The organism is Citrobacter sp. Cs237 (genome assembly GCF_030332325.1).
Taxonomy (GTDB): domain Bacteria; phylum Pseudomonadota; class Gammaproteobacteria; order Enterobacterales; family Enterobacteriaceae; genus Citrobacter_A; species Citrobacter_A sedlakii.
This window is the reverse complement of sequence record NZ_JAOWIB010000109.1, coordinates 398,907-421,091: the sequence shown is the minus strand read 5'-3', so window position 1 is coordinate 421,091 and position 22,185 is coordinate 398,907. Positions and strand designations below refer to the sequence as shown.

Genomic DNA, 22,185 nt, shown 5'->3' with positions numbered 1-22,185 from the left:
GTGCTGTCATGGCTAAAAGTCGCTGTACTGCTGCGCGGGCATCCAGAATCCATCAATAAAATCTTCGACCGGAAAGCAGCCGCCGTGGCGAATCCGCTGATCGTCCATCGAATACAGGCATTGTTGCTCAGTATCGTATACATCCACCACGATATCGTCACAACCGCCATCCAGATAACACACAAACAGAACCAGTGCGAACATTCCATCCTCTATTTGTACAGCCGTATCAATAGTGTAGGAGGAATTTACGGAAGCGGGAAAGGGGAAGTAAATAACCCGCCAGGCCGACGGGTTCTTTTTGAATCAGGCAAGGCGCATGATCCAGGCATCAGACTGTTGATCGTAATGGTTGCGGAACAGCACCGAATGTTCCCCGTTGAGGATGGCAGGGATGCTGGTTTCGTCGTCCCAGGCATCCAGTTGCATACATAAATCCGGGTCGGATTTACACGGAATGGTTAACGTTCGGTCTCCCGGCGACTCGCCGTGTAATTCGGCATCGTCGATTTCAAAGGCGCCAATGCGCACACTGGTTTTCATCATCGTGCTCTCCGTTGGTTCACTGTTTGTGGTACGACCAGTTTAGCCGCCCATTTTTCAGCGTAGTCAACGCAGGCAAAAGCGCCAGTCAAAAAATGCGCAAAATTAGTTCTTTTGCGCGTTACCGGTAAACAATTTGCCGTCGCGAACCAGCTCGCGCGGATAGCTGTTTTTCAAACGCGAACCGATGCGTTTCGCCAGACCAATCGGCTGATGCTGAAAAGTGACCAGAACGTCATCCGTATCAGGCGTGTGCTGTGGGTAGACATCACGCCCGCGATACCACGCTTCGGCTTCCTCTGGGGTAAGTTCAAAGGCCGTACGATGGGTGACATCGGCAAGCGCAATCACCGCTTCGTGCTGCCAGCGGAAACCCTTGTTATGGGTCTCAGCGAGCTTAATGCCCAGACGTGAGAAACGGATTTTTCCGATCACGGGTTCGATCTCCGCCGGGAAAAGCCATAGCTCTTTATCGCGTTGCCACAGACGCATACCGTTGTCCCATTTCAGACCGAGGGCGTTCGCGGCCTGGACAATCTTTGTCGCGTCGCGGTCTTTTACCGGTGCAAAAGGAAAATTGCCTACCTTGTATGTTGGGGCCGGCAATGGCGGGAGCGACGCCGTTTTGCGCAGACGCGCCACAAAGAAGCCTTCGCAATCATAAATCTGCGGGAAAACATGCAGGAAACCCTCTGCCGTGAGCGCTTGTTTTGCTTGTGGAAAGAGGTCGGCGAGCGGCAGAAATTCGACGGCATCGCCATACTGTCCTTTCAGCCAGTGTACGACGGCTTCATTTTCTTCACGGTTCAGCGTACAGGTTGAATAGACCAGCGTGCCGCCAGGGCGCAGCGCATGGAACGCGCTGTCGATCAGTTCACGTTGTGTTGCGGCGATCGCATGATTGCTCTCAACGGACCAGTTTTTCAGCGCATCGGGATCTTTACGCACGACGCCTTCGCCTGAGCAGGGCGCATCAAGCAGAATGGCGTCGAACATTTCCGGCAGCGCCGCGCCGAATACGCGGCCATCAAAGTGGGTGAGCGCCACGTTACCGATCCCGCAGCGGCTGATGTTAGCGTGAAGCACTTTTACCCGGCTGGCGGCGTATTCGTTCGCCAGAATCGCTCCCCGGTTCCCCATCCGCGCAGCGATTTGCGTCGTCTTTGAACCTGGCGCGGCGGCAACGTCCATAACGCGTTCCGGCATATTCCCGTCGGCAAACAGCGCGGCGACCGGCAGCATCGAACTGGCTTCCTGAATGTAAAACAGCCCGCTCAGATGCTCTGCGGTACTGCCCAGCGGCAGTGAGTCTTCATCATCCCGCGCGATCCAGAATCCTTCCTCGCACCACGGCACCGGCGTAAGCGACCAGCCGTAAGGCGCGGTCAGGGTAAGGAAGTCGGCGACCGTGATTTTCAGGGTGTTGACGCGAATGCTGCGACGCAGCGGACGCTGGCAGGCGGCGAGAAAATCGTCGAAAGAGAGGGAGGCGGGCATCGCCTCGCGCATTTGCGTGAGAAAGGCTTCAGGAAAATAAACAGCGTGTTGAGTCACGGAGCGGCACCAGCGGCAGTAAAACAGGCGCGCAGTGTAGCATAAAGGCTCCGGCGCGAGCACGCCGGAGCAATGGTATTAGCGCGGCAGAGCCGTTCCCCATTCGCGCCACTCTTTCGGTTCGCTTTCCTGCAACAGGAAGTGTTTGCCTGCCTGCGCTTTCGGCGCCAGCGGTATGCCTGGCGGGGTAGCAAAGGCAATGCCGCCGCGAATGAACTGATTAAAGGTGCCGGTTTTCACGACGCCGCCCGTCAGGCCGAAGTCCAGACTGTAGCCGGAGGCCAGCCAGAAGACCGAATTATTGCGCACCAGATGCTGATAACGTTGGCTGATGCGCAGGGCAATCATCACGCGGTCCGACAGCGAACCCAGCGTCATGCCGGTCACCGTTCCGACCTCTATCCCGCGGAACAGGACCGGCGTACCGATAGCCAGCGAACCGGCCTCCGGCGCTTCCACCACAATACTTAAACCGTCGAGATAGCGAGAGTCGGTGATGGTGGCTTCCTGAAGTTCAAAGTTGCGACGAGGATTCCCGCGCCCCGGCTCCACGTTGATATAAGGTTGCAGGATGGTGTCCAGATGCTCCACGCCTGCCGCCGAGATTTGCGGGGTGATCACCGAGAAACGGGTGCCCGCGCGGGCAAAGGTCTGCACGTATTCCGGGTATAACACCGCTTTCGCCTGAACTTCGTTGCGGGCGGTGATCAGTTCCAGGGTCTGGATTTGCCCGATATCAATCCCGAGGTAGCGGATCGGCATGCCGGCAGCCAGCTTCCCGGCATCAAATGCGTGAAGCGTAATCTGGCCGCCAACGGCGCGGGCGGCGGTTTCCGAGGCGTACAGAATGCGTTTGTCGCCTTTACGCTGGCTGGCGCTCGCGCCGCTCAGGTTATCGAAGCTGATCGCGCCTTTCAGCGCCCGCGACAGGGGAGAGGCCTGAACGGTCAACCCGCTGCCGTTGAGCTGTACTTTCGCGCCGCCTTCCGCCCAGAACACGCTGTTGCTGGTCAGCAGGTTACGGTATTCCGGTTTGATATGCAGGTCGATATCAAACGCGTTGGCGCGCGGACGCACCGTGATCACTTCACCCACCTCAAATTTGCGATACAGCACGACCGAACCCGCCTGCACGTCAGGCAGCGTTTCCGCGCTGAGCGTCAGGGTGGTCGTAGGCAGATCGCTGAGGCTATTTTCCACCGCTTTTTCCAGATTGGCATACAGCGGATAGCTGGATTTCATTTCGCCTTTATTACCGGGCAGAATGCGAATACCGCCGTTGATCCATTCGCTGGCGCTGGCGCCGAGAAACTCCACGCCGTCCAGTCCGACTTTGACGTCGACCCGGCTATTGACGACAAATTTGCTGTCGCCTTTCACCAGATCGCGATGTTGCGGATCGATGGCGACGGTAAAAGTCACGCCTTTGGGGGTCAGTTTGCGGTCGATAACCTGGCCGACCTGAACGCCATGCAGGATCAGCGGCTGCCCCGCGTCAATGCCGTAGCTTTCCGGCGCGGTGAGAGTCAGGGTCAGAACGTCAGGCTCGTGCAAAAGCGCTTCTTCGCCGGGAACGACCACAAACTCGCTACGCGGTTCGCCGTCGCCGGGTACCAGCTCAAAGGTTTTGCCCGTCAGCAGCGAGCTAATATTGGCGTCGCTAAGCGAGAGTTTAGGACTGCGCAGTTCAATGCGGGTATTCTCACGCAATAATGTGACCACGCTGGGATCGACGGTCATTTCGCCGGTGACTTTACCACCCGGTTGTAATACCAGTTTGGTGAGTTCGCCAACCTCAAGCCCCTGATACATCAGCGGGGTGGAGTCCGCCTTCAGCCCTTCGCCGCTCGGCAGTTGCAGCTTCACAATAACGCCACGCTGGCTGTGGGCCAGATCTTCATACAGCCCGAACGAATCTTCTTGCTCCGCCGGTTTTGACGACTCCGGCGAGTCAAAGGCGATAGCGCCGTTAACCAGTGCGGCCAGGCTTTCGAGCTTCACTTTCGCCCCGCTCAGGCTGACGTCTGCGTCGATGCCCGACACGTTCCAGAAGCGACTGCCTTTTTTCACCAGGTTGGTGAATCGGCGTTCGATCAGCACGTCGATAGTGACGCCCTGTTTATTAGGATTGATGCTGTAGTCATACACTTTGCCGACCGGGATCTTACGGAAATAGACCAGTGAGCCGCTGTTCAGCGAACCGAGATCCGGAGCATGCAGATGAATCATTAAATCGCCATTATCAAGACGATATTTCGGCTGGGTGTCGAGAGCGACAAAGTGATCCTTCTCGGCGCCTTTGCCGGGCATCATGCCGATATAGTTGCCGCCGACCAGCGCGTCAAGCCCGGAGACGCCAGCAAGCGAGGCTTTAGGCGTGACCAGCCAGAACTGGGTTTCTTCGCGCAGGGCATCCTTCATGTCTGATTTAATGCTGACCCGCACTTCAATTTTGCGCAGGTCTTTACTCAGGCTGATATCCTGGACAGTACCGACTTCGACGCCCTGATAACGGACGGGCGTTCGCCCCGGCACAATACCGTCCGCCGACTGAAAGTCGATGGTAACGGTGTTTCCACGATCCTCGTAGCTGTTCCATATCAGCCAGCCCGCAATCATTAAAGCAATGAGCGGCAATAGCCAGAAAGGCGAGATACGGCGTTTTGTTTTAATTTGCGCTTCAGTCTGCGAAGCGGGCGTTTCCTGACTCATGTGCATCCCAAAGTAAGCGGCTGTCCAGCCATTCAACAGCAAGAATAGTCAAAATTACCGCTGCGCCGAAATAAAACGCAGCCGGTCCCATAGTAAAAGCAAGAATCTGGTCGCGGTTAATGAGCGACATGGTTAACGAAATGACAAACAGATCCAGCATCGACCAACGGCCGATCCAGGTCACCATCCGCAGCAATTGGATGCGCGTCCGCAGCCCCTGCTCACATTTGAAATGAATGCTGAGCAGCAGGGTAAACATGACGATCACTTTGGTAAAGGGCACCAGAATACTGGCGATAAAGACCACGGCGGCAACGGCGATATTGCTGCTGGCGAGCGACATAATACCGGACATGATGGTGTCTTCCTGACGCCCGCCGTTGACGTAGATCACCGAGATAGGCAACAGGTTCGCGGGCAGCAGAAAGACAATTGACGCCAGCAGCGCCGCCCAACATTTTTGTATGCTCTGGTTTCGACGTTCGCGCAGCGGAATGTGACAGCGCGGGCAGCGTCCCCGGCGATCCGGGTAGCCGGTAAAATGGCAGCCGAGGCAGACGCGGAGCTTTTCGTCCGGTCGATTTGCTGGCCGCTGCGGATAAAAACGCTCCCACAGTTGCTCGACGTTGAGGTGCGAGAGCGTCAGGATGCTCAGGATGACTAACGCCACGAAAGCGAAAAGGCCGACGCCCGGCTGTAGGAAGGCGTAATCCTGAACCTTAATTGACGCGACGCCAATGCCGACCAGGTAAATGTCCAGCATCACCCACTCTTTCAGTCTTTCCAGCATCAGCAGGACTGGGCGCAGGTTCATGCCGAGGATATTGCCAAACCACAGATAGGCTATTGCGGTGACAAGGATCAGCGGCGCGCCGGCGACGCAAAAGAACACCATCGCGGCGGTGACAGGATCGCCCTGTTTGGTCATCTGCCAGATCCCCTGCATAACGTTGGCGTCAATGCGGATACCGAGCAGATAGATGTGCAGCAGCGGCTCGCCCCAGGCAAAGGGCATCAGCAGCATCATGGTAACCGCCATCGCCGCGAGACGGGTTAACGACCAGTCGCGACCGTCGCGTATTTTCGCCTGACAGCGGGGGCAATAGGCGCTCTGGTGAGAACGCATTTTCGGCAGACTAAACAGCAGGTCGCACTGAGGGCAGCGCTGATAGTGTGCACGGGGAAGAGCTTCGCTGATGGACCAGATCGCTATTTTTTTGGTTGGCGTAATGTGTTGAGTCTTGAGAGCCATGTATCGCGATTCAAAGTGTTAGATTAATGTAATATTAACTCATGACGGGAATGATCTTGAGCAATAACGCATTTAATGCTTATTTTAATAGTCCGGCAGTAAGCGTAAGACAACCAAGTGATTAAATAATGAACAAGACCGAGCTGTATGCGGATCTGAACCGCGATTTTCAGGCATTGATGGCAGGGGAGACCAGTTTTTTGGCAACGCTGGCGAATACCAGCGCGCTGCTGTACGAACGTCTGGCGGACGTGAACTGGGCGGGTTTTTACCTGCTGGAAAACGACACGTTGGTGCTGGGCCCGTTTCAGGGCAAAATCGCCTGCGTGCGGATCCCGGTGGGGCGCGGCGTATGCGGTACCGCCATCGCGCAAAATCAGGTTCAGCGTATTGAAGACGTTCACGCGTTTGATGGACACATAGCCTGCGATGCCGCGAGCAATGCGGAAATCGTGCTGCCGGTTACGGTAAACGCGCAGCAAATCGGCGTGCTGGATATCGACAGTACGGTGTTCGGACGTTTCACTGAAGAGGACGAAGCCGGACTTCGTGAGCTGGTAGAACAGCTCCAGACCGTGCTTGCAACGTCGGATTACAAAAAATTCTTTGCGAGCGTCGCAGGATAATCAACGGATAACGTAGCAATTACTGATGGCGTCATTATAATGACGCCTGTTCATGCCTGCGGCTTGTTGGCTACGTCCGTTGTAATCAGGAAATTTCATGGAAAATCAACCTAAGTTGAATAGCAGTAAAGAAGTTATCGCGTTTTTGGCCGAGCGTTTTCCGCAGTGCTTTAGTGCGGAAGGCGAAGCGCGCCCGCTGAAAATTGGTATTTTTCAGGATCTGGTGGAGCGTATTGAGGGTGAAATGAACCTCAGCAAAACGCAACTTCGTTCCGCTTTACGTCTTTATACTTCCAGCTGGCGTTACCTGTACGGCGTGAAGCCGGGTGCGACGCGTGTTGATCTCGACGGCAACCCGTGCGGTGAGCTGGATGAGCAGCATGTTGAACACGCGCGTAAGCAGCTTGAAGAAGCGAAAGCACGCGTTCAGGCGCAGCGTGCGGAACAGCAAGCGAAAAAACGTGAAGCTGCCGCTGCCGCAGGGGAAACCTCCGACGCGCCACGCCGCGAGCGCAAGCCGCGTCCAGCTCCGCGCCGTAAAGACGCGACCGAACGTAAACCGCGTGCAGAAAAACCGGCTGCAAAAGCGCCGCGCGCCCCTCGTGAAGAGAAACTGACTCCGGTTTCGGATATTTCCGTCCTGAGCGTAGGCCAGTCTCTGAAGGTGAAAGCGGGTAACGATGCGATGGATGCCACGGTATTAGAAATCACCAAAGATGGTGTCCGTGTACAGCTGAATTCGGGTATGTCTTTGATTGTACGCGCAGAACACCTGGTGTTCTGAAACGGAGGCCAGGCCTGGCATGAACAGATTTTTTAGGCTTACCGCGTTAGCTGGCCTGCTTGCACTAGCAGGCCAGACCTTCGCTGTAGACGACATTACGCGTGCCGATCAAATTCCCGTCCTTAAGGAAGAAACGCAACATGCGACCGTCAGTGAGCGCGTTACGTCGCGCTTCACGCGTTCGCATTATCGTCAGTTCGATCTTGACGAGGCTTTTTCCGCCAAAATTTTCGACCGTTATTTAAATCTTCTCGACTATAGCCATAACGTATTGCTGGCTGGCGACGTAGAACAGTACGCGAAGAAGAAAGGCCAAATAGGTGACGAGCTGCGTTCGGGAAAGCTTGACGTTTTCTACGATCTCTACAATCTGGCGCAAAAGCGCCGCTTCGAACGGTATCAGTACGCGTTAACGGTGCTGGAACGTCCGATGGATTTTACCGGCAACGATAATTTCAACCTGGACCGCAGCAAAGCGCCCTGGCCGAAAAATGAGGCTGAGCTGAATGTGCTGTGGGACAGCAAAGTGAAATTTGATGAGCTTAGCCTCAAGCTGACCGGCAAAACCGACAAAGAAATTCGCGAAACGCTGACGCGCCGCTATAAATCAGCGATTCGCCGTTTGACTCAGACCAACAGTGAAGACGTTTTTTCCCTGGCGATGACGGCATTCGCCCGCGAAATCGACCCCCATACCAACTACCTCTCGCCGCGCAACACCGAGCAGTTTAATACTGAAATGAGCCTGTCTCTGGAAGGCATTGGCGCGGTGTTGCAGATGGATGACGACTATACGGTTATTAACTCCATGGTCGCGGGCGGTCCGGCGGCGAAAAGTAAAGCGATTAGCGTTGGCGATCGCATTGTCGGCGTAGGACAGACCGGCAAGAGCATGGTGGACGTGATTGGCTGGCGTCTTGATGACGTGGTTGCGCTTATCAAAGGTCCAAAGGGCAGTAAGGTTCGCCTGGAAATTTTGCCTGCCGGTAAGGGGACAAAAACCCGCATTGTGACGCTGACCCGTGAACGTATTCGTCTTGAAGATCGCGCGGTTAAAATGACCGTTAAAACCGTCGGCAAAGAGAAGGTCGGCGTGTTGGACATTCCGGGCTTCTACGTCGGTCTGACTGACGATGTGAAAGTCCAGTTGCAGAAGCTGGAAAAACAGAACGTCAGCAGCGTCATTATCGATCTGCGTACCAACGGCGGCGGGGCATTGACCGAGGCGGTTTCGCTCTCTGGTCTGTTTATCCCTTCAGGTCCGGTGGTCCAGGTGCGCGACAATAACGGTAAAGTCCGTGAAGACAGCGATACCGATGGCGTTGTGTACTATAAAGGGCCGCTGGTGGTAATGGTCGATCGCTTTAGCGCATCGGCGTCGGAAATCTTCGCCGCGGCGATGCAGGACTACGGTCGTGCGTTAATCGTTGGCGAACCGACCTTCGGCAAAGGTACCGTTCAGCAATATCGTTCCCTGAACCGTATTTACGATCAAATGCTGCGTCCGGAATGGCCCGCGCTGGGCTCGGTGCAGTATACGATCCAGAAATTCTACCGCGTGAACGGCGGCAGTACCCAGCGCAAAGGGGTAACGCCGGATATCATCATGCCGACAGGTAATGAAGAGACGGAAACCGGTGAGAAATTCGAAGATAACGCACTGCCGTGGGATAGCATTGATGCGGCAACTTATGTAAAGTCAGACGATCTCAAACCGTTCGGACCCGCGTTGCTGAAAGCGCACAATGCCCGTATCGCCAGCGATCCTGAGTTCCAGTACATCATGAAGGACATTGCCCGTTTCAATGCTATGAAGGATAAACGCAATATCGTTTCTCTCAATTATGCTCAGCGTGAAAAAGAGAATAATGAAGATGATGCGTTGCGTCTGGCGCGGATCAACGATCGGTTTACGCGTGAAGGCAAACCGGTGTTGAAGAAACTGGACGATCTGCCGAAAGATTACCAGGAACCGGATCCGTATCTTGATGAAACCGTGAAAATCGCGCTGGATCTGGCGCGCCTCGAAAAAGAGAAGCCCGCAGAACAGCCCGCTCCCGCCAAATAACCCCACACAGGCACAAGAAATTGTGCCTGTTTTTTTAACACTCGCAGCAGGACGTCAGCCAACGGCAACAAAATGTAAAGTTGTGTCTTTCTGGTGACTTACCGCCCGCTGATGCTTGAAAATAACCATACGACCCATACGATGTGGGTAATCGCATAGTGCGTTTTGTTAAGTTGAGGTTAAAAGAAAATTATGATGCGAATCGCGCTCTTCCTGTTAACGAACCTGGCCGTCATGGTTGTGTTCGGTCTGGTGTTAAGTCTGACAGGAATTCAGTCGAGCAGCGTACAGGGCCTGATGATCATGGCGCTGCTGTTCGGTTTTGGTGGTTCCTTCATCTCTCTGCTGATGTCCAAATGGATGGCGTTGCGTTCCGTGGGCGGAGAAGTGATTGAGCAACCGCGCAATGAAAGAGAACGCTGGCTGTTAAACACCGTCGAAACGCAGGCGCGTCAGGCGGGTATCGCCATGCCGCAGGTGGCTATTTACCATGCGCCGGATATTAACGCCTTTGCGACCGGTGCGCGCCGTGACGCGTCGCTGGTGGCGGTCAGTACTGGCCTGCTGCAAAACATGAGTCCGGACGAAGCCGAAGCGGTCATTGCGCACGAAATTAGCCATATCGCCAATGGTGACATGGTGACAATGACCCTGATTCAGGGGGTCGTGAACACCTTTGTTATCTTTATTTCGCGTATTCTGGCGCAGATCGCCGCAGGTTTTCTTGGTGGCAACCGCGACGAGGGTGAGGGTAGCAACGGCAACCCGATGATCTACTTCGTGGTGGCGATGGTTCTGGAGCTGGTCTTCGGTATTCTGGCAAGTATTATCACCATGTGGTTCTCCCGTCACCGTGAATTCCATGCCGACGCGGGCTCTGCGAAGCTGGTCGGGCGTGAAAAAATGATTGCCGCATTACAGCGTCTGAAAACCAGCTATGAACCGCAGGAAGCATCCAGCATGATGGCGTTTTGCATTAACGGTAAGGGCAAGTCCCTGAGCGAACTGTTTATGACGCACCCGCCGCTGGATAAACGTATCGAAGCGCTGCGCAGTGGCGCATACCTGAAGTAAGACATGATGTCCGGTGGCGCTGACGCTTCCCGGACATCATGGTTGGATCTGAATGCGCGTCTTTTGACGCGCATTTTTTACGCCTGCGAACGAGGTTGAGTGATGCGTAACCCACTCACCACGGCCGCCACCGACGCCAGAATACCGGCTGCCAGCAGGGAAACGTGCGTGCCGTTATCACCGAAATGGTTGAGCATAAGGGCAACCAATGCCGCGCCCGTACTTTGTCCCAGCAGACGTGCTGTTCCCAGCATACCGCTCGCGCCGCCGCTGCGTTCGCGCGGGGCTGACGTGATAATGGTGTGATTGTTTGGCGACTGGAACAGTCCAAAACCCGCCCCGCATAAAATCATCGGCCAGATGATATTAAAGTCGGACGGCGCAGAAGGCAGCAACACCAGCGCGAACAGGCCGCATGCCATCACCACCATGCCCATCGCGCCAAGTAATCCGGCGTGAACACGCTCGATCAGATACCCCGCCAGCGGGGCCATCACCATTGTGGCCAGCGGCCAGGGGGTCAACAGCAAGCCGGTTTCCACTTCACTACGTCCCAGAACCGTTTGCAGATAAAAAGGCAGGGAGACCATTGCCAGCATTTGAGCGCAGAAAGAGCAGATGGATGTGCCAATCGACAGGGAAAAAAGCGGAATACGCAGCAGATCGACCGGCAACAGCGGCACAGGAAGGGCCAACTGTCGGCGGATAAATAAGTAACCTACTATCATCAGCGCCACCAGCTCCGCGGTAATTAACGTCAGCGATTGTCCTTGCGCAAAACCACTGAGGGCCGTGATTAACAGACCAAACGTCAAGGCATTCATGATCGCGCTCGGGAGATCGAAGCGTGGTTTATTCTCCCGCGGCGCGTTGGGCGGCAGATAGCGGATTGCCAGCAGCAGGGCGATAATGCCCAGCGGGACATTAATTAAAAACAGCCACTTCCATGATGAGATGGAGAGGATGGCGGCGGCAATGGTGGGGCCAGCGGCAGACGAGACGGCGACAATAAACGAGTTAATCCCCATTCCGCGTCCCAGATGGCGCTGGGGGTAGATCAGACGGATGAGCGCCGTATTGACGCTCATTAACGCCGCGCCACCGAAACCCTGCGCCACACGCGCCACGGTGAGCATCTGTAACGAGTCGGAAAGCGCGCAGAAAAGCGAAGCCAGCAGAAAGACCACCAGTCCGCATTTGTAAATACGGCGATAGCCAAACATATCGCCAAGAAAAGACAGTGACAGTAACGAAACGACAATCGCGATTTGGTAAGCGTTAACCACCCAGATAGAGCTGGCGGCAGAAGCCTGGAGATCGGTGGCGATGGTGGGCAACGCCACATTAGCGATCGCGCCATCAAGCACGGCCATTGAGATCCCGATGACGATGGTGAAAATAGCACCGTAGCGCTGCGGAAGCGGCAGACCGTCGGCCTGTGATTTATTCATATGGTTGATAGTTTTTGCGAGGAGTATGATCAGGGTAGCGATTTTAGCACTGATATTCAGGCCTTATGTCGCAGATTTGTAACGAAGTAAGCAAAGATGGATTGCGGCCGCCTGGCGCTGAAATTATAATAAAAACTCGTTCTGATTTTTATAAAACACTCGTAATGAGGTGATAAATGGCTAACGCAGATCTGGATAAACAGCCCGATTCTGTATCTTCCGTGCTAAAGGTTTTTGGCATTTTGCAGGCGCTGGGAGAAGAGCGTGAAATAGGGATTACCGAGCTGTCTCAGCGCGTCATGATGTCAAAGAGCACCGTTTATCGCTTTTTGCAGACCATGAAAACCCTGGGCTATGTGGCGCAGGAAGGCGAATCAGAGAAGTATTCTCTGACGCTCAAACTGTTTGAACTGGGCGCGCGTGCGTTGCAAAACGTCGATCTTATCCGCAGCGCCGATATCCAGATGCGAGAACTTTCCCGTCTGACCAAAGAGACGGTGCACCTGGGGGCGCTGGATGAAGACAGCATCGTTTACATCCATAAAATCGACTCCATGTACAACCTGCGCATGTACTCCCGAATTGGCCGCCGTAACCCGCTGTACAGTACCGCGATTGGTAAAGTCCTGCTGGCCTGGCGCGACCGTGAGGAAGTGAAGCAAATTCTTGACGGCGTTGAGTATAAACGCAGCACCGAACGCACCATCACCACCACGGAAGCGTTGCTGCCGCTGCTGGATAAGGTGCGCGAGCAGGGCTACGGCGAAGACAATGAAGAACAGGAAGAAGGATTGCGCTGCATCGGGGTGCCGGTATTCGACCGTTTTGGCGTAGTAATCGCCGGTCTCAGCATTTCTTTCCCGACCCTACGTTTCTCTGAAGAACGCTTGCACGAATATGTTGAAATGCTGCATACCGCCGCACGTAAAATCTCTGAACAAATGGGCTATAACGACTATCCGTTTTGACAATCTACGGAATGAGATGACGCGTTAACGCAACGCGAGGCGTGACAAGAAATACAGGGGCAAATCGTTCCTGTATTTCTTATTTGCTTCCTCTTCCGCTTCGGCAGAAGATTAATTATTATCCACCACCACTGCGCTTTTGCGTAGCAGCGGGCAGTTCGTTAAACCAATGATGCCGCTATCAGAATGAATATACTGCGCAGTCGCCGTGCCGCGGGCCGTTAAGTATTTACACTGCAGGCCCAATCCGGCTGCGTTCTCCTGGCTGCCGATCAGCACACCATACCCACTTAGTAACAGGCCAATCCAGACCAGAGCAAGCAAAACAATAGCGCGAACAATCAAACGCATTATGACCTCTTTTCTTTTGTTGGTGAGACTGAGCTTAACGGCTACAACTATTGAAACAAGTGAATGATTCCTAAAAGATGCTATTGTCGCTACAGTTAGCCCCGGTTTAAGTAGCGCATGGTAATTTAGCGCCATAAGGTGTTGAAGCGGAGAGTGGAGTGAAAAAGTTTCGATGGGTCATTCTGGTTGTTGTTGTACTCGTGTGCCTGCTGCTGTGGGCTCAGGTGTTCAACCTCATGTGCGATCAGGATGTTCAATTCTTCAATGGAATTTGCGCCATCAATAAATTTATCCCCTGGTGATGCCATTTTCGCATCCGTTGATTTCCTTCCTCTGGCGCGGTGGTAGAATAGCGCGTCTATTGTGAGGTGGTGAAATGAACGAAGTTGTAAATTCTGGCGTGCTCAATTTTGCGTCATTGATTGTATCGGTGGGGGTTCTGGTTGTCGGTCTGGTGCTGTGGTTCTTCGTTAACCGCGCCAGTTCTCGAACAAACGAGCAGATAGAACTGCTTGAAGCGTTACTGGAACAACAGAAGCGGCAAAATGCATTGCTGCGCCGCCTCTGTGAAGCCAACGAACCGGAGAAAACCACGGAAGCGCCAAAAGCAGTGAACGACGCAAAAGAGGATGATGGCATCATCCGTCTTGTTGCAGAGCGTTAATCCAGCGGTAAGAACGGGAGTGACGTTGCCTGCCATCGCGTCACTCCTGCATGTCGCTTTTGCAGGCGCACTTTATTTGTGCATTCCCCACCGCTTCGTTATATCCCTTTTTCCTCGTTCTATTAAACTGTTATCGTGCGCTGTCTCGGTATTATATTTTCTTAACCGGGAATAACGCGTTGGTTTTCGTTATGTGATAACGATCGTTTTTATTTTTATCGAAACGTTTCTCTCCCTTTTTTTGTGCATTGTCATCATTCTTTCATTAAATTAGTGCATAAGAAGAGAAGAAAACCCGGCAGGGTAAAATGTTTTGGAATTTATGCAACCCGACATTTTTGCGTTGAAACAATTTATGCATAACAAAGCAGAATTTGTGAAAACGCCGTAAACCAACAAAATGATCGGGGATAAGCTGGCGGTTCTGAAACTCCTGGTCTATGGTTAACAAGTCCTTGTAGCGCAACCGATCCGGCGAAGGTGCTGGAACGCCGCGGGAATATAACGATACGCGTGTTGACGCATAACTGTGCAGATACACCTTATCATCTCGTGAGATTTGTGCGACGGATCGAGACACGTTTAAAAATGGCTTGCCATAATTAACGTTGTATGTGATAACACGTTTTGGGTTAAACGAGGTACAGTTCTGTTTATGTGTGGCATTTTCAGTAAAGAAGTCCTGAGTAAACACGTTGTCGTTGAATACCGCTTCTCTGCCGAACCTTATATTAGTGCCTCATGCAGTAATGTCTCAGTTTCATCTAGGTAATGCCTGCGGGCAAAGAAAACACTCTAAGGAATTTTGCAAATGGCAAAGATTAAAGGTCAAGTTAAGTGGTTCAACGAGTCTAAAGGTTTTGGCTTTATTACTCCGGCAGACGGCAGCAAAGATGTGTTTGTACACTTCTCCGCTATCCAGGGTAATGGCTTCAAAACTCTGGCTGAAGGCCAGAACGTTGAGTTCGAAATTCAGGACGGCCAGAAAGGCCCGGCTGCTGTTAACGTAACCGCTATCTGATCGACACCACTGATTTGAAGCGCTCACGCGCATCACACTCAGATTTAAAGCCTCGCGAATGCGGGGCTTTTTAATTCATAATCCTTCAAAATATTTCAAAACCCTCATCCGTTAGTGGTTTGTTGCAAAGCCGCGACATTATTAGCATTGTTCTCCCCGCTTTCCTGCCGGATTTCTCGTTAAATCAATCACCTGAAAAGAATGAAAGCCGGAGTACAGGTGAAAAAGAAAAATGAAGGGGCGGCGAGAAACTTCACGCCAGCGCGCTTCGCGCTCCTCTGTCTCGCCATATTGCTCAGTCTTGGGCTGCTGCTGGGGCGGGTGGCATGGCTACAAATTGTGACGCCCGACACGCTGGTAAAACAAGAAGATATGCGTTCGTTACGCCATGTGACCACGGCTTCGCCGCGCGGGATGATAACCGACCGGGAAGGTCGTCCGCTGGCGGTCAGCGTTCCGGTCAACGCCGTCTGGGCAGATCCGAAAATGCTGATCGGCAAGGGTGGGGTAGGATATAACGAACGCTGGCAGGCGCTGGCAAAAACGCTGCATCTTTCGCTCAGTACGCTGGCGGCCCGGGTTAATCGCGATCCGTCCAGCCGCTTTCTTTATCTCGCCCGTCAGGTCTCGCCGCAGCAGGCGCAGTGGATCGATAAGCTTAATCTGCCAGGGATCAATTTGCGCGAAGAATCCCGTCGTTTTTATCCCGCAGGTCACGTCGCGGCGAATCTCATCGGCTTTACCAATATCGACGGCCAGGGCATCGAAGGCGTGGAGAAAAGTTTTAACGCCCAGCTGATGGGCAAACCGGGGTCGCGCCTGGTGCGAAAAGATAAGTTTGGTCATGTGATTGAGAACATTACTGAAGTCAGTCCAGTCCCTGCGCACAATTTGCAGCTCAGTATCGATGAGCGGTTGCAAACCGTAACGGAAGACGCGCTGGATAACGCCGTCACCTGGAACAAAGCGGAGTCGGGGGCCGCTATTTTAGTGAGCATTGCCACCGGCGAGGTGCTGGCGATGGCGAACTACCCGGACTTTAACCCGAACAATCGTGACGGCGCGGTGCTGGATGATTTCCGTAATCGTGCCATCAGCGACACCTTTGAGCCGGGGTCGACGGTGAAGCCGCTGGTCATTATGACGGCGTTGCAGCAGGGCATAGTGCAGCCGGACAGTGTCATTGATACCCATCCGTTTACCCTCGATGGACATCGCATACGCGACGTAGGATTTTACCCGGAGCTTACGCTGACCGGTATTTTACAGAAGTCGAGTGATACCGGCGTGTCGCATTTGTCATTGGCGATGCCGGTTCAGAGGCTGATCGATACCTATAAAAACTTTGGCTTCGGTCAACCGACAGGGCTGGGACTTACCGGCGAAAGTCGCGGGCTGATGCCGCAGCGCCGCTACTGGAGCGATCTCGATCGGGCGACGTTTGCCTTTGGCTACGGGCTGATGGTCACACCGTTACAACTGGCGCACGTTTACGCCACGATTGGCAGTTTCGGTATCTACCGACCACTCTCTATTACCCGCATAGACCCGCCGGTGATGGGAAAACGGGTAATGCCCCAAGCGCTGGTTAAGCAGGTAGAGCATATGATGGAAAGCGTCGCCTTGCCGGGAGGCGGCGGGACGAAGGCCGCCGTGCGGGATTACCGGGTGGCGGTGAAAACCGGTACCGCCAAGAAGATTGGCGCTGACGGGAAATACGTTGATAAATATGTGGCCTATACCGCCGGTGTCGCGCCAGCAAGCGCGCCGAAATTTGCGCTGGTGGTGGTGATCAACGATCCGCAAAACGGTTCGTATTATGGCGGTGCGGTGTCCGCGCCCGTTTTCAGCCAGATAATGGGGGATGTGCTGCGTCTGGAAAATGTAAAACCGGACGGCATGCCTGCCGATTCCAGTCATCTGCTGGTAATGCATGGCGCGCAGACGCCTGAGACCACGTGGTGACATATTCTCCCGGGGCGCAAATCGCGCTACACTTGCGCCCTTTAGCAGCCTGCCGGAGTTACTATGTCGTTTTCCTGCCCCCTATGTCACCTGCCGCTTAAACAGGTGAAGAACAGCTATCTCTGTCCACAGCGTCATCAGTTTGACGTGGCGAAAGAGGGGTATGTGAATCTGCTGCCGGTACAACACAAACGTTCACGCGATCCGGGTGACAGTGCCGAAATGATGCAGGCGCGACGCGCCTTTCTGGACGCGGGGCATTATCAACCGCTGCGTGACACCGTAGTGGCGCAACTCTGTGGGCGTCTGGACGTTCCGGCCCCATCGATTCTGGATATCGGCTGCGGGGAGGGGTACTACACCCATGCCTTTGCTGACGCTCTCCCTGCGGCTACCCTTTATGGACTGGACGTCGCGAAGGTGGCCATTAAAGCCGCCGCAAAACGCTATCCGCAGGTCACGTTTTGTGTGGCATCCAGCCATCGCCTGCCGTTTGCCGACGCCAGCCTGAACGCCATTGTCAGGATTTACGCACCGTGTAAGGCCGCCGAACTGGCGCGGGTGGTTAAACCTGGCGGATGGGTGATCACCGCCACGCCAGGGCCGCGTCATTTAATGGAGCTGAAAGGGCTGATCTATGATGACGTGCGCCTTCATGCGCCGCATGCGGAACAGCTGGAAGGATTCACTTTAGTCGAGTCGGTTTCTCTCGCTTACCCCATGTCCCTGAGTGGGCAGGCAGCGGTGGCGTTGTTGCAGATGACGCCATTCGCCTGGCGGGCGAAAGCGGAAGTATGGACGGCGCTGGCCGACAGAGAGACCTTTGATTGCCAGACGGACTTTAGTCTGCACATCTGGCAACGCGCGGCTTAACCGTGAAAGTGCGTCCAGAGGATCTGGACGCCAATGCCAATCAGGACCAACCCGCCAAGTATTTCGGTCCGTTTACCGAGCAGGGGACCGATAAAACGGCCGACCATCATACCCGTCGTTGACATGATCAGGGTTGCGCAGCCGATAGCCAGCGCGGTGGCAATGATATTGACCTGCAGGAACGCCAGACCTACGCCAACGGCCATCGCGTCGAGGCTGGTGGCGATGGCGGTGGTCACCAGCAACCAGAAACCATGACGGCGCAGGGGTTCTTCATCCTCGTCGTTACCGCCGCGAATGCCTTCAATCATCATCCTGCCGCCAAGAAAAACCAGCAGGATAAAGGCGATCCAGTGGTTCCACTCCAGCACGAACTTACTTGCCAGCATCCCCAGCCCCCAGCCGATCAGCGGCGTCAGGGTTTCGACCGCGCCGAAAATCAGTCCCGTGCGCAGGGCTTCAGAAAATTTAGGTTTGTGCAGCGTGGCGCCTTTACCAATGGATGCGGCAAATGCATCCATTGACATACCGAAAGCGAGAATAATTGTGGCGGTGATATTCATGACAGCGTCCTGACCGGGGTTTCCATAAAACACACCACTGCCCCCAGTAAACATGCATGCCGGAACAACGTTCTGTGGCCTGCACAGCAGTTGATGCGCCTATGGTCTCGCCTGACTCAACTGATGATGAGTCCGTACGCGCCACGTTTTGCAACGAGTATGTTGACACGTACATTTCCGGAGTCTGGAAATCGGCTACTCCCCAATGACGGCGCAACCTTAACATATTTTGAGAATATAAAACAACTGCGGGGAAATATTATTTGACTTCTAATTGAAAACGATTTTCATTTGGCTTTAATTATTGAAAAAACGTTAAAATAAATAACATTTTCGAAGCGGATATATAGCCTGAGCTATGTTTAGGTTACCGAAAAAACAGTAAAACATTGCTCAGGCTATAACTGTAACTCACTGAGAATAAACAAGAAGTTTATATATTTTTTCGAGGTCATCGATATTCCGAACGCGAATGAGTAAGCGCCGTTGCTCTAATTGCATCACCAGAACGCCATCTTCCGATAAATTCATCTCTTTAATCCGGTTATATTCTATCCACACATTGGCGAAGAAAAAGCCTTGCTGCTTGAAGATGATCCTGGGCGCACGGATCCAGAAAATATAAAAGCCCATCAACGCCAGCGCACATAATAACCAGGTGGTCAGAATTGCCCCATGGCTGGTGACGTTGTTGTAGATCAGAATGGCGAGTAAACCGATGAAAATAACGCTGTCCACGCGTCCCCGACGCAGCAGGGGGATAGCAAGCAGAGTGGGGCCGTTGCGGCGGGGCATGATGAACTGATCGTAAATCGCGTATGCCAGTAACGCGGCGATAAAGAAAACCAGCACCAGGTCCGTGATCGACATCTGTCCTCCAGAGAAAATAAAAACGGGGCCGTTTGGCCCCGGTAGTGTACAACAGTCTTACTGGCCCAGCAGGCCGACGGCGTAACCTGCGATACCGATGACGAAGAAGCCAACGATAATCCACAGCGGGTTAACTTTCTTACGCAGCAGCCACATACAGGCGAAGGTCAGCAGCAGCGGCACCAGGCCCGGCATCAACTGGTCGAGGATGGTCTGAACAGTGGTGACGCGGGTCTGTCCGTCCTGACCGGTGATCGTGGAAACCACCAGTGGAATATTGACGTGCGTCCACTTGTTCACCAACGCCCCCATGACAAACAGGCCGAGGATTGACGCCCCCTCAGTCAGTTTTTGCAGGAAGCCGCCGCCCATATCCTTAACGATATCGACGCCTTTACGGTAACCGTAGGCCACGCCGTAGTAGCGGGTCGCCAGGCGCACCAGGTTAAACAGAATGAAGAACAGCAGCGGACCAAGCAGGCTACCGCTCATCGCGATCCCGGCGCCTAATGCCGCGAATACCGGACGTACGGTACCCCAGAAAATCGGATCGCCGACGCCCGCCAGCGGTCCCATCAGACCGACTTTGATACCGTTGATCGCGCCATCGTCAATCTCTGCGCCGTTGGCGCGCTGTTCTTCCATCGCCAGCGTGACGCCGAGAACCGGTGCGGCAACGTACGGATGGGTATTAAAGAATTCCAGGTGACGTTTGATGGCCTGCTTACGCGCATCGTTGTTCTCCGGATACAGACGGCGAATGGCCGGTACCATGGAGAAGCAGAAACCCAGCGCCTGCATACGTTCGAAGTTCCATGAACCCTGAAACAGGTTAGAACGGATGAACACGCCACGAATGTCACTCTGAGTGAGTTTTTTCTCGGTGGTAGTTTTAGTCATATCAACCATTTCGTTCACCTGTTAGTCCAGTTCGTTATCGAGATCGTTGTTACCCGCGGCCTGTACTGGCGCACCTGCGACACGGTTATATTTCGGGCTCAACTGAATGTAGAGGATGGCCATGACCGCGCCAATCACACCCAGAGCAACCAGGTTGAAGTTAGTAAACGCCGCAGTGACGAAGCCGAGGTAGAAGAACGGCATCAAATAGCCTGCGCGCATCATATTGATGACCATCGCGTAACCGACGACCACAATCATGCCGCCGGCGATGTTCAGACCGCCTGTCACCACTTCCGGAATCGCGTTCAGCATGCCCTGAACTTCGCTGGTGCCTACGGAGATCGCCACGATCACCGCCGGGATAGCGATACGCATCGCCTGCAGGAACAGGGAGGAAACGTGTAGCCAGGAGAGCGCCGTCAGGTTGCCGCTTTCCGCGGCTTTATCCGCAGCGTGCTGGAATGCGACAGTGATGGTACGAACGATGATGGTCAGCACCTGGCCTGCCGCGGCCAGCGGGATCGCCAGCGCAATACCGGCGCCAATGCTTTGATGACCCGCGATAACCAGAACGGTCGAAATAATAGAGGCCAGTGCGGCATCCGGTGCGACCGCAGCACCGATGTTCATCCAGCCCAGCGCGATCATTTCCAGGGTACCACCGATGATAATACCGGTTTTCATATCCCCGAGAACGGCGCCAATGAGCGTACAGGCCACCAGTGGGCGGTGGAACTGAAATTCATCAAGTACCGACTCCATACCCGCGATACATGCGACGATGAACACCAGCACAATCTGAAGAGTGGTAATCTCCATTGTACTTCTCCTATTGCTATACAGACATATGTGTGAAAGCTAATTAAATGCCGGTGGTTACTTGCCCACTTTGGCGATCAAATCCATCATTTTCAGTTTTGGATCGGTGGAAACTTTCCGCGCTTCAAGTTCAATACCGCGCGCGTTGAGTTTATTGAAGGCTTCGATATCTTTCGCATCGACGGAGATTGCGTTGTTCACCTGGGTTTTGCCCTGACGGAAAGCCATACCGCCAATGTTGACAGAGGTGATCTTCACGCCGCCTTCCACAATACGTTCAACGTCGGTCGGATTAGTGAACAGCAGCATCACACGCTCGCCGGCATATTTCGGGTTGTTGTAAACGCGAATCATCTTGGCGACGTCAACCACATGGGCCGTCACGCCGGGCGGTGCGACCTGGGTTAACAGTGTTTTACGCACGGTATCCGCAGCCACTTCGTCGCTGACGACGATAATGCGGGTCACGTTCGTTTCTTTAGTCCAGCGGGTCGCCACCTGACCGTGGATTAAACGGTCATCGATGCGCGCAAGGCCAATCACCATATAATCATTCGGTCCCATCGGCTTCGCGGGGGCCGCCGCTTTAGGCGCAGCGGCGACAGGCGCAGGCGCCGCCGTTTCAACCGGTTTCGCTTTCAGCGCTTTCACGCCTTCGCGACCGGTTTCGACAGCAAGCTGCACCAGCTCGTCAAAGCTCGGGTTGTCGTCTCGCGCCATAAAGGTTTCAACCAGCATAGGAATATTGACGCCAGCGATCACTTCGTAATGCTCTTTGTCGACGACAATGCGGCTGGCAGCGTTAAACGGACTGCCACCCCACGTATCGACGAGAAACAGCACGCCGCTGCTGGTGTCGAGTTTTGCTAGCTGAGCGTTGTACTTTTCGATCAGTGTCTCAGCGTTTTCACCAGGAACGAAATCGATCCAGCCGACGTTTTCCTGCTCGCCTAACAACATCTCTGCTGTTTTGAGTAACTGCTCTGCAGCCCAACCATGTGTGCCTATCACAATAGCAATGGTCACTTGCTACCTCCTTTATTATCGTTAACACATCATTCAGTAAGATGTATTTGAATCGTCGTCCGCAATCGAATCGATTCAGATAAGGGTTACAATGAAAA

The 22,185-nt window shown here is 53.9% G+C and carries 23 protein-coding genes and 1 riboswitch; of the genes, 11 read left to right on the top strand and 12 right to left on the bottom strand.

The annotated features are described in order from the left end of the window. Positions 1-12: 12 nt before the first annotated feature. From OGY07_RS22170 to yebS, 5 genes are all read right to left on the bottom strand, one after another. Positions 13-204: a YdfD/YebW family protein gene (locus OGY07_RS22170; RefSeq protein ID WP_042287832.1), complete on the bottom strand. Its 192-nt coding sequence runs from the start codon at positions 202-204 to the stop codon at positions 13-15. A gap of 102 nt (positions 205-306) precedes the next feature. After that, positions 307-543, bottom strand: a complete 237-nt coding sequence (locus OGY07_RS22165; RefSeq protein ID WP_167333858.1) for a YebV family protein — start codon at positions 541-543, stop codon at positions 307-309. A gap of 105 nt (positions 544-648) precedes the next feature. Next, positions 649-2,097 (bottom strand): 16S rRNA (cytosine(1407)-C(5))-methyltransferase RsmF, encoded by a 1,449-nt coding sequence (gene rsmF, locus OGY07_RS22160; RefSeq protein WP_286603190.1) that lies wholly within the window; start codon positions 2,095-2,097, stop codon positions 649-651. Positions 2,098-2,175: 78 nt separating this feature from the next. After that, entirely contained in the window at positions 2,176-4,809 is a 2,634-nt protein-coding gene (locus tag OGY07_RS22155; protein WP_181821478.1) for a PqiB family protein, read from the bottom strand. Beyond that, positions 4,778-6,061, bottom strand: a complete 1,284-nt coding sequence (gene yebS / locus OGY07_RS22150; protein ID WP_042287824.1) for a membrane integrity lipid transport subunit YebS — start codon at positions 6,059-6,061, stop codon at positions 4,778-4,780. The genes OGY07_RS22155 and yebS overlap by 32 nt, the downstream gene beginning before the upstream one ends. 128 nt (positions 6,062-6,189) lie before the next feature. Here yebS and msrC point away from each other — a divergent pair, with 128 nt between their 5' ends. The 4 genes from msrC (at position 6,190) to htpX (ending at position 10,613) form a co-directional block, all read left to right on the top strand. Then, positions 6,190-6,687 (top strand): free L-methionine (R)-S-oxide reductase MsrC, encoded by a 498-nt coding sequence (msrC, locus tag OGY07_RS22145; RefSeq protein ID WP_042287822.1) that lies wholly within the window; start codon positions 6,190-6,192, stop codon positions 6,685-6,687. A 97-nt stretch (positions 6,688-6,784) separates the two neighbouring features. Beyond that, on the top strand, positions 6,785-7,471 hold the full coding sequence (gene proQ, locus OGY07_RS22140; protein WP_286603186.1) for an RNA chaperone ProQ: 687 nt from the start codon (positions 6,785-6,787) through the stop codon (positions 7,469-7,471). Between the two features lie 19 nt (positions 7,472-7,490). Continuing rightward, positions 7,491-9,539, top strand: coding sequence for a carboxy terminal-processing peptidase (gene prc, locus OGY07_RS22135; RefSeq protein ID WP_211934425.1), 2,049 nt, complete (start codon positions 7,491-7,493; stop codon positions 9,537-9,539). A gap of 192 nt (positions 9,540-9,731) precedes the next feature. Beyond that, positions 9,732-10,613: a protease HtpX gene (htpX, locus tag OGY07_RS22130; RefSeq protein ID WP_042287815.1), complete on the top strand. Its 882-nt coding sequence runs from the start codon at positions 9,732-9,734 to the stop codon at positions 10,611-10,613. 77 nt (positions 10,614-10,690) lie between these two features. On the opposite strand, the gene OGY07_RS22125 is transcribed toward htpX, so the two are convergent. Continuing rightward, complete coding sequence (locus tag OGY07_RS22125; RefSeq protein WP_042287812.1) at positions 10,691-12,064, bottom strand: MFS transporter; 1,374 nt, start codon at positions 12,062-12,064, stop codon at positions 10,691-10,693. Between the two features lie 176 nt (positions 12,065-12,240). Between OGY07_RS22125 and kdgR the strand changes: the two genes are divergently transcribed. Beyond that, positions 12,241-13,032, top strand: coding sequence for a DNA-binding transcriptional regulator KdgR (gene kdgR, locus OGY07_RS22120; protein WP_042287810.1), 792 nt, complete (start codon positions 12,241-12,243; stop codon positions 13,030-13,032). A gap of 111 nt (positions 13,033-13,143) precedes the next feature. On the opposite strand, the gene OGY07_RS22115 is transcribed toward kdgR, so the two are convergent. Then, complete coding sequence (locus OGY07_RS22115; RefSeq protein ID WP_042287807.1) at positions 13,144-13,383, bottom strand: YobH family protein; 240 nt, start codon at positions 13,381-13,383, stop codon at positions 13,144-13,146. A 158-nt stretch (positions 13,384-13,541) separates the two neighbouring features. Here OGY07_RS22115 and mgrB point away from each other — a divergent pair, with 158 nt between their 5' ends. The 6 genes from mgrB (at position 13,542) to rlmA (ending at position 17,906) form a co-directional block, all read left to right on the top strand. Beyond that, on the top strand, positions 13,542-13,685 hold the full coding sequence (mgrB, locus tag OGY07_RS22110; protein WP_042287804.1) for a PhoP/PhoQ regulatory lipoprotein MgrB: 144 nt from the start codon (positions 13,542-13,544) through the stop codon (positions 13,683-13,685). Between the two features lie 74 nt (positions 13,686-13,759). Further along, entirely contained in the window at positions 13,760-14,047 is a 288-nt protein-coding gene (locus OGY07_RS22105; RefSeq protein WP_042287801.1) for a YebO family protein, read from the top strand. A 655-nt stretch (positions 14,048-14,702) separates the two neighbouring features. Continuing rightward, on the top strand, positions 14,703-14,819 hold the full coding sequence (locus OGY07_RS22100; protein WP_042287799.1) for a DUF2627 domain-containing protein: 117 nt from the start codon (positions 14,703-14,705) through the stop codon (positions 14,817-14,819). Between the two features lie 39 nt (positions 14,820-14,858). Continuing rightward, on the top strand, positions 14,859-15,068 hold the full coding sequence (gene cspE / locus OGY07_RS22095; protein ID WP_001062678.1) for a transcription antiterminator/RNA stability regulator CspE: 210 nt from the start codon (positions 14,859-14,861) through the stop codon (positions 15,066-15,068). Positions 15,069-15,287: 219 nt separating this feature from the next. Then, positions 15,288-17,033, top strand: coding sequence for a peptidoglycan DD-transpeptidase FtsI2/PBP3(PARA) (ftsI2, locus tag OGY07_RS22090; protein ID WP_286603179.1), 1,746 nt, complete (start codon positions 15,288-15,290; stop codon positions 17,031-17,033). Between the two features lie 63 nt (positions 17,034-17,096). After that, entirely contained in the window at positions 17,097-17,906 is an 810-nt protein-coding gene (gene rlmA, locus OGY07_RS22085; RefSeq protein WP_286603177.1) for a 23S rRNA (guanine(745)-N(1))-methyltransferase, read from the top strand. Here rlmA and mntP read toward each other — a convergent pair. From mntP to manX, 5 genes are all read right to left on the bottom strand, one after another. Beyond that, positions 17,903-18,469, bottom strand: coding sequence for a manganese efflux pump MntP (gene mntP, locus OGY07_RS22080; protein WP_286603174.1), 567 nt, complete (start codon positions 18,467-18,469; stop codon positions 17,903-17,905). The two genes, rlmA and mntP, sit on opposite strands and share 4 nt — an antisense overlap. A 113-nt stretch (positions 18,470-18,582) precedes the next feature. Then, positions 18,583-18,685: riboswitch (yybP-ykoY riboswitch) on the bottom strand. 195 nt (positions 18,686-18,880) lie between these two features. Continuing rightward, positions 18,881-19,339: a DUF986 family protein gene (locus OGY07_RS22075; RefSeq protein WP_286603172.1), complete on the bottom strand. Its 459-nt coding sequence runs from the start codon at positions 19,337-19,339 to the stop codon at positions 18,881-18,883. Positions 19,340-19,396: 57 nt separating this feature from the next. Next, positions 19,397-20,248: a PTS mannose transporter subunit IID gene (locus OGY07_RS22070; protein ID WP_024132703.1), complete on the bottom strand. Its 852-nt coding sequence runs from the start codon at positions 20,246-20,248 to the stop codon at positions 19,397-19,399. Positions 20,249-20,260: 12 nt separating this feature from the next. Beyond that, the gene (locus OGY07_RS22065) at positions 20,261-21,061 is read right to left on the bottom strand and encodes a PTS mannose/fructose/sorbose transporter subunit IIC (RefSeq protein WP_042287787.1); all 801 of its coding nucleotides are present in this window, start codon (positions 21,059-21,061) and stop codon (positions 20,261-20,263) included. A 57-nt stretch (positions 21,062-21,118) separates the two neighbouring features. Continuing rightward, the gene (manX, locus tag OGY07_RS22060; protein ID WP_060569601.1) at positions 21,119-22,087 is read right to left on the bottom strand and encodes a PTS mannose transporter subunit IIAB; all 969 of its coding nucleotides are present in this window, start codon (positions 22,085-22,087) and stop codon (positions 21,119-21,121) included. Positions 22,088-22,185 lie beyond the last annotated feature (98 nt).

What these genes read in the sequence shown, in the direction of transcription:
- OGY07_RS22170 (WP_042287832.1), bottom strand. Translation starts at nt 204, where the DNA reads ATGTTCGCACTGGTTCTGTTTGTGTGTTATCTGGATGGCGGTTGTGAC.
- OGY07_RS22165 (WP_167333858.1), bottom strand. Translation starts at nt 543, where the DNA reads ATGAAAACCAGTGTGCGCATTGGCGCCTTTGAAATCGACGATGCCGAA.
- OGY07_RS22155 (WP_181821478.1), bottom strand. Translation starts at nt 4,809, where the DNA reads ATGAGTCAGGAAACGCCCGCTTCGCAGACTGAAGCGCAAATTAAAACA.
- yebS (WP_042287824.1), bottom strand. Translation starts at nt 6,061, where the DNA reads ATGGCTCTCAAGACTCAACACATTACGCCAACCAAAAAAATAGCGATC.
- msrC (WP_042287822.1), top strand. Translation starts at nt 6,190, where the DNA reads ATGAACAAGACCGAGCTGTATGCGGATCTGAACCGCGATTTTCAGGCA.
- proQ (WP_286603186.1), top strand. Translation starts at nt 6,785, where the DNA reads ATGGAAAATCAACCTAAGTTGAATAGCAGTAAAGAAGTTATCGCGTTT.
- prc (WP_211934425.1), top strand. Translation starts at nt 7,491, where the DNA reads ATGAACAGATTTTTTAGGCTTACCGCGTTAGCTGGCCTGCTTGCACTA.
- htpX (WP_042287815.1), top strand. Translation starts at nt 9,732, where the DNA reads ATGATGCGAATCGCGCTCTTCCTGTTAACGAACCTGGCCGTCATGGTT.
- OGY07_RS22125 (WP_042287812.1), bottom strand. Translation starts at nt 12,064, where the DNA reads ATGAATAAATCACAGGCCGACGGTCTGCCGCTTCCGCAGCGCTACGGT.
- kdgR (WP_042287810.1), top strand. Translation starts at nt 12,241, where the DNA reads ATGGCTAACGCAGATCTGGATAAACAGCCCGATTCTGTATCTTCCGTG.
- OGY07_RS22115 (WP_042287807.1), bottom strand. Translation starts at nt 13,383, where the DNA reads ATGCGTTTGATTGTTCGCGCTATTGTTTTGCTTGCTCTGGTCTGGATT.
- OGY07_RS22105 (WP_042287801.1), top strand. Translation starts at nt 13,760, where the DNA reads ATGAACGAAGTTGTAAATTCTGGCGTGCTCAATTTTGCGTCATTGATT.
- OGY07_RS22100 (WP_042287799.1), top strand. Translation starts at nt 14,703, where the DNA reads ATGTGTGGCATTTTCAGTAAAGAAGTCCTGAGTAAACACGTTGTCGTT.
- cspE (WP_001062678.1), top strand. Translation starts at nt 14,859, where the DNA reads ATGGCAAAGATTAAAGGTCAAGTTAAGTGGTTCAACGAGTCTAAAGGT.
- rlmA (WP_286603177.1), top strand. Translation starts at nt 17,097, where the DNA reads ATGTCGTTTTCCTGCCCCCTATGTCACCTGCCGCTTAAACAGGTGAAG.
- mntP (WP_286603174.1), bottom strand. Translation starts at nt 18,469, where the DNA reads ATGAATATCACCGCCACAATTATTCTCGCTTTCGGTATGTCAATGGAT.
- OGY07_RS22075 (WP_286603172.1), bottom strand. Translation starts at nt 19,339, where the DNA reads ATGTCGATCACGGACCTGGTGCTGGTTTTCTTTATCGCCGCGTTACTG.
- OGY07_RS22070 (WP_024132703.1), bottom strand. Translation starts at nt 20,248, where the DNA reads ATGGTTGATATGACTAAAACTACCACCGAGAAAAAACTCACTCAGAGT.
- OGY07_RS22065 (WP_042287787.1), bottom strand. Translation starts at nt 21,061, where the DNA reads ATGGAGATTACCACTCTTCAGATTGTGCTGGTGTTCATCGTCGCATGT.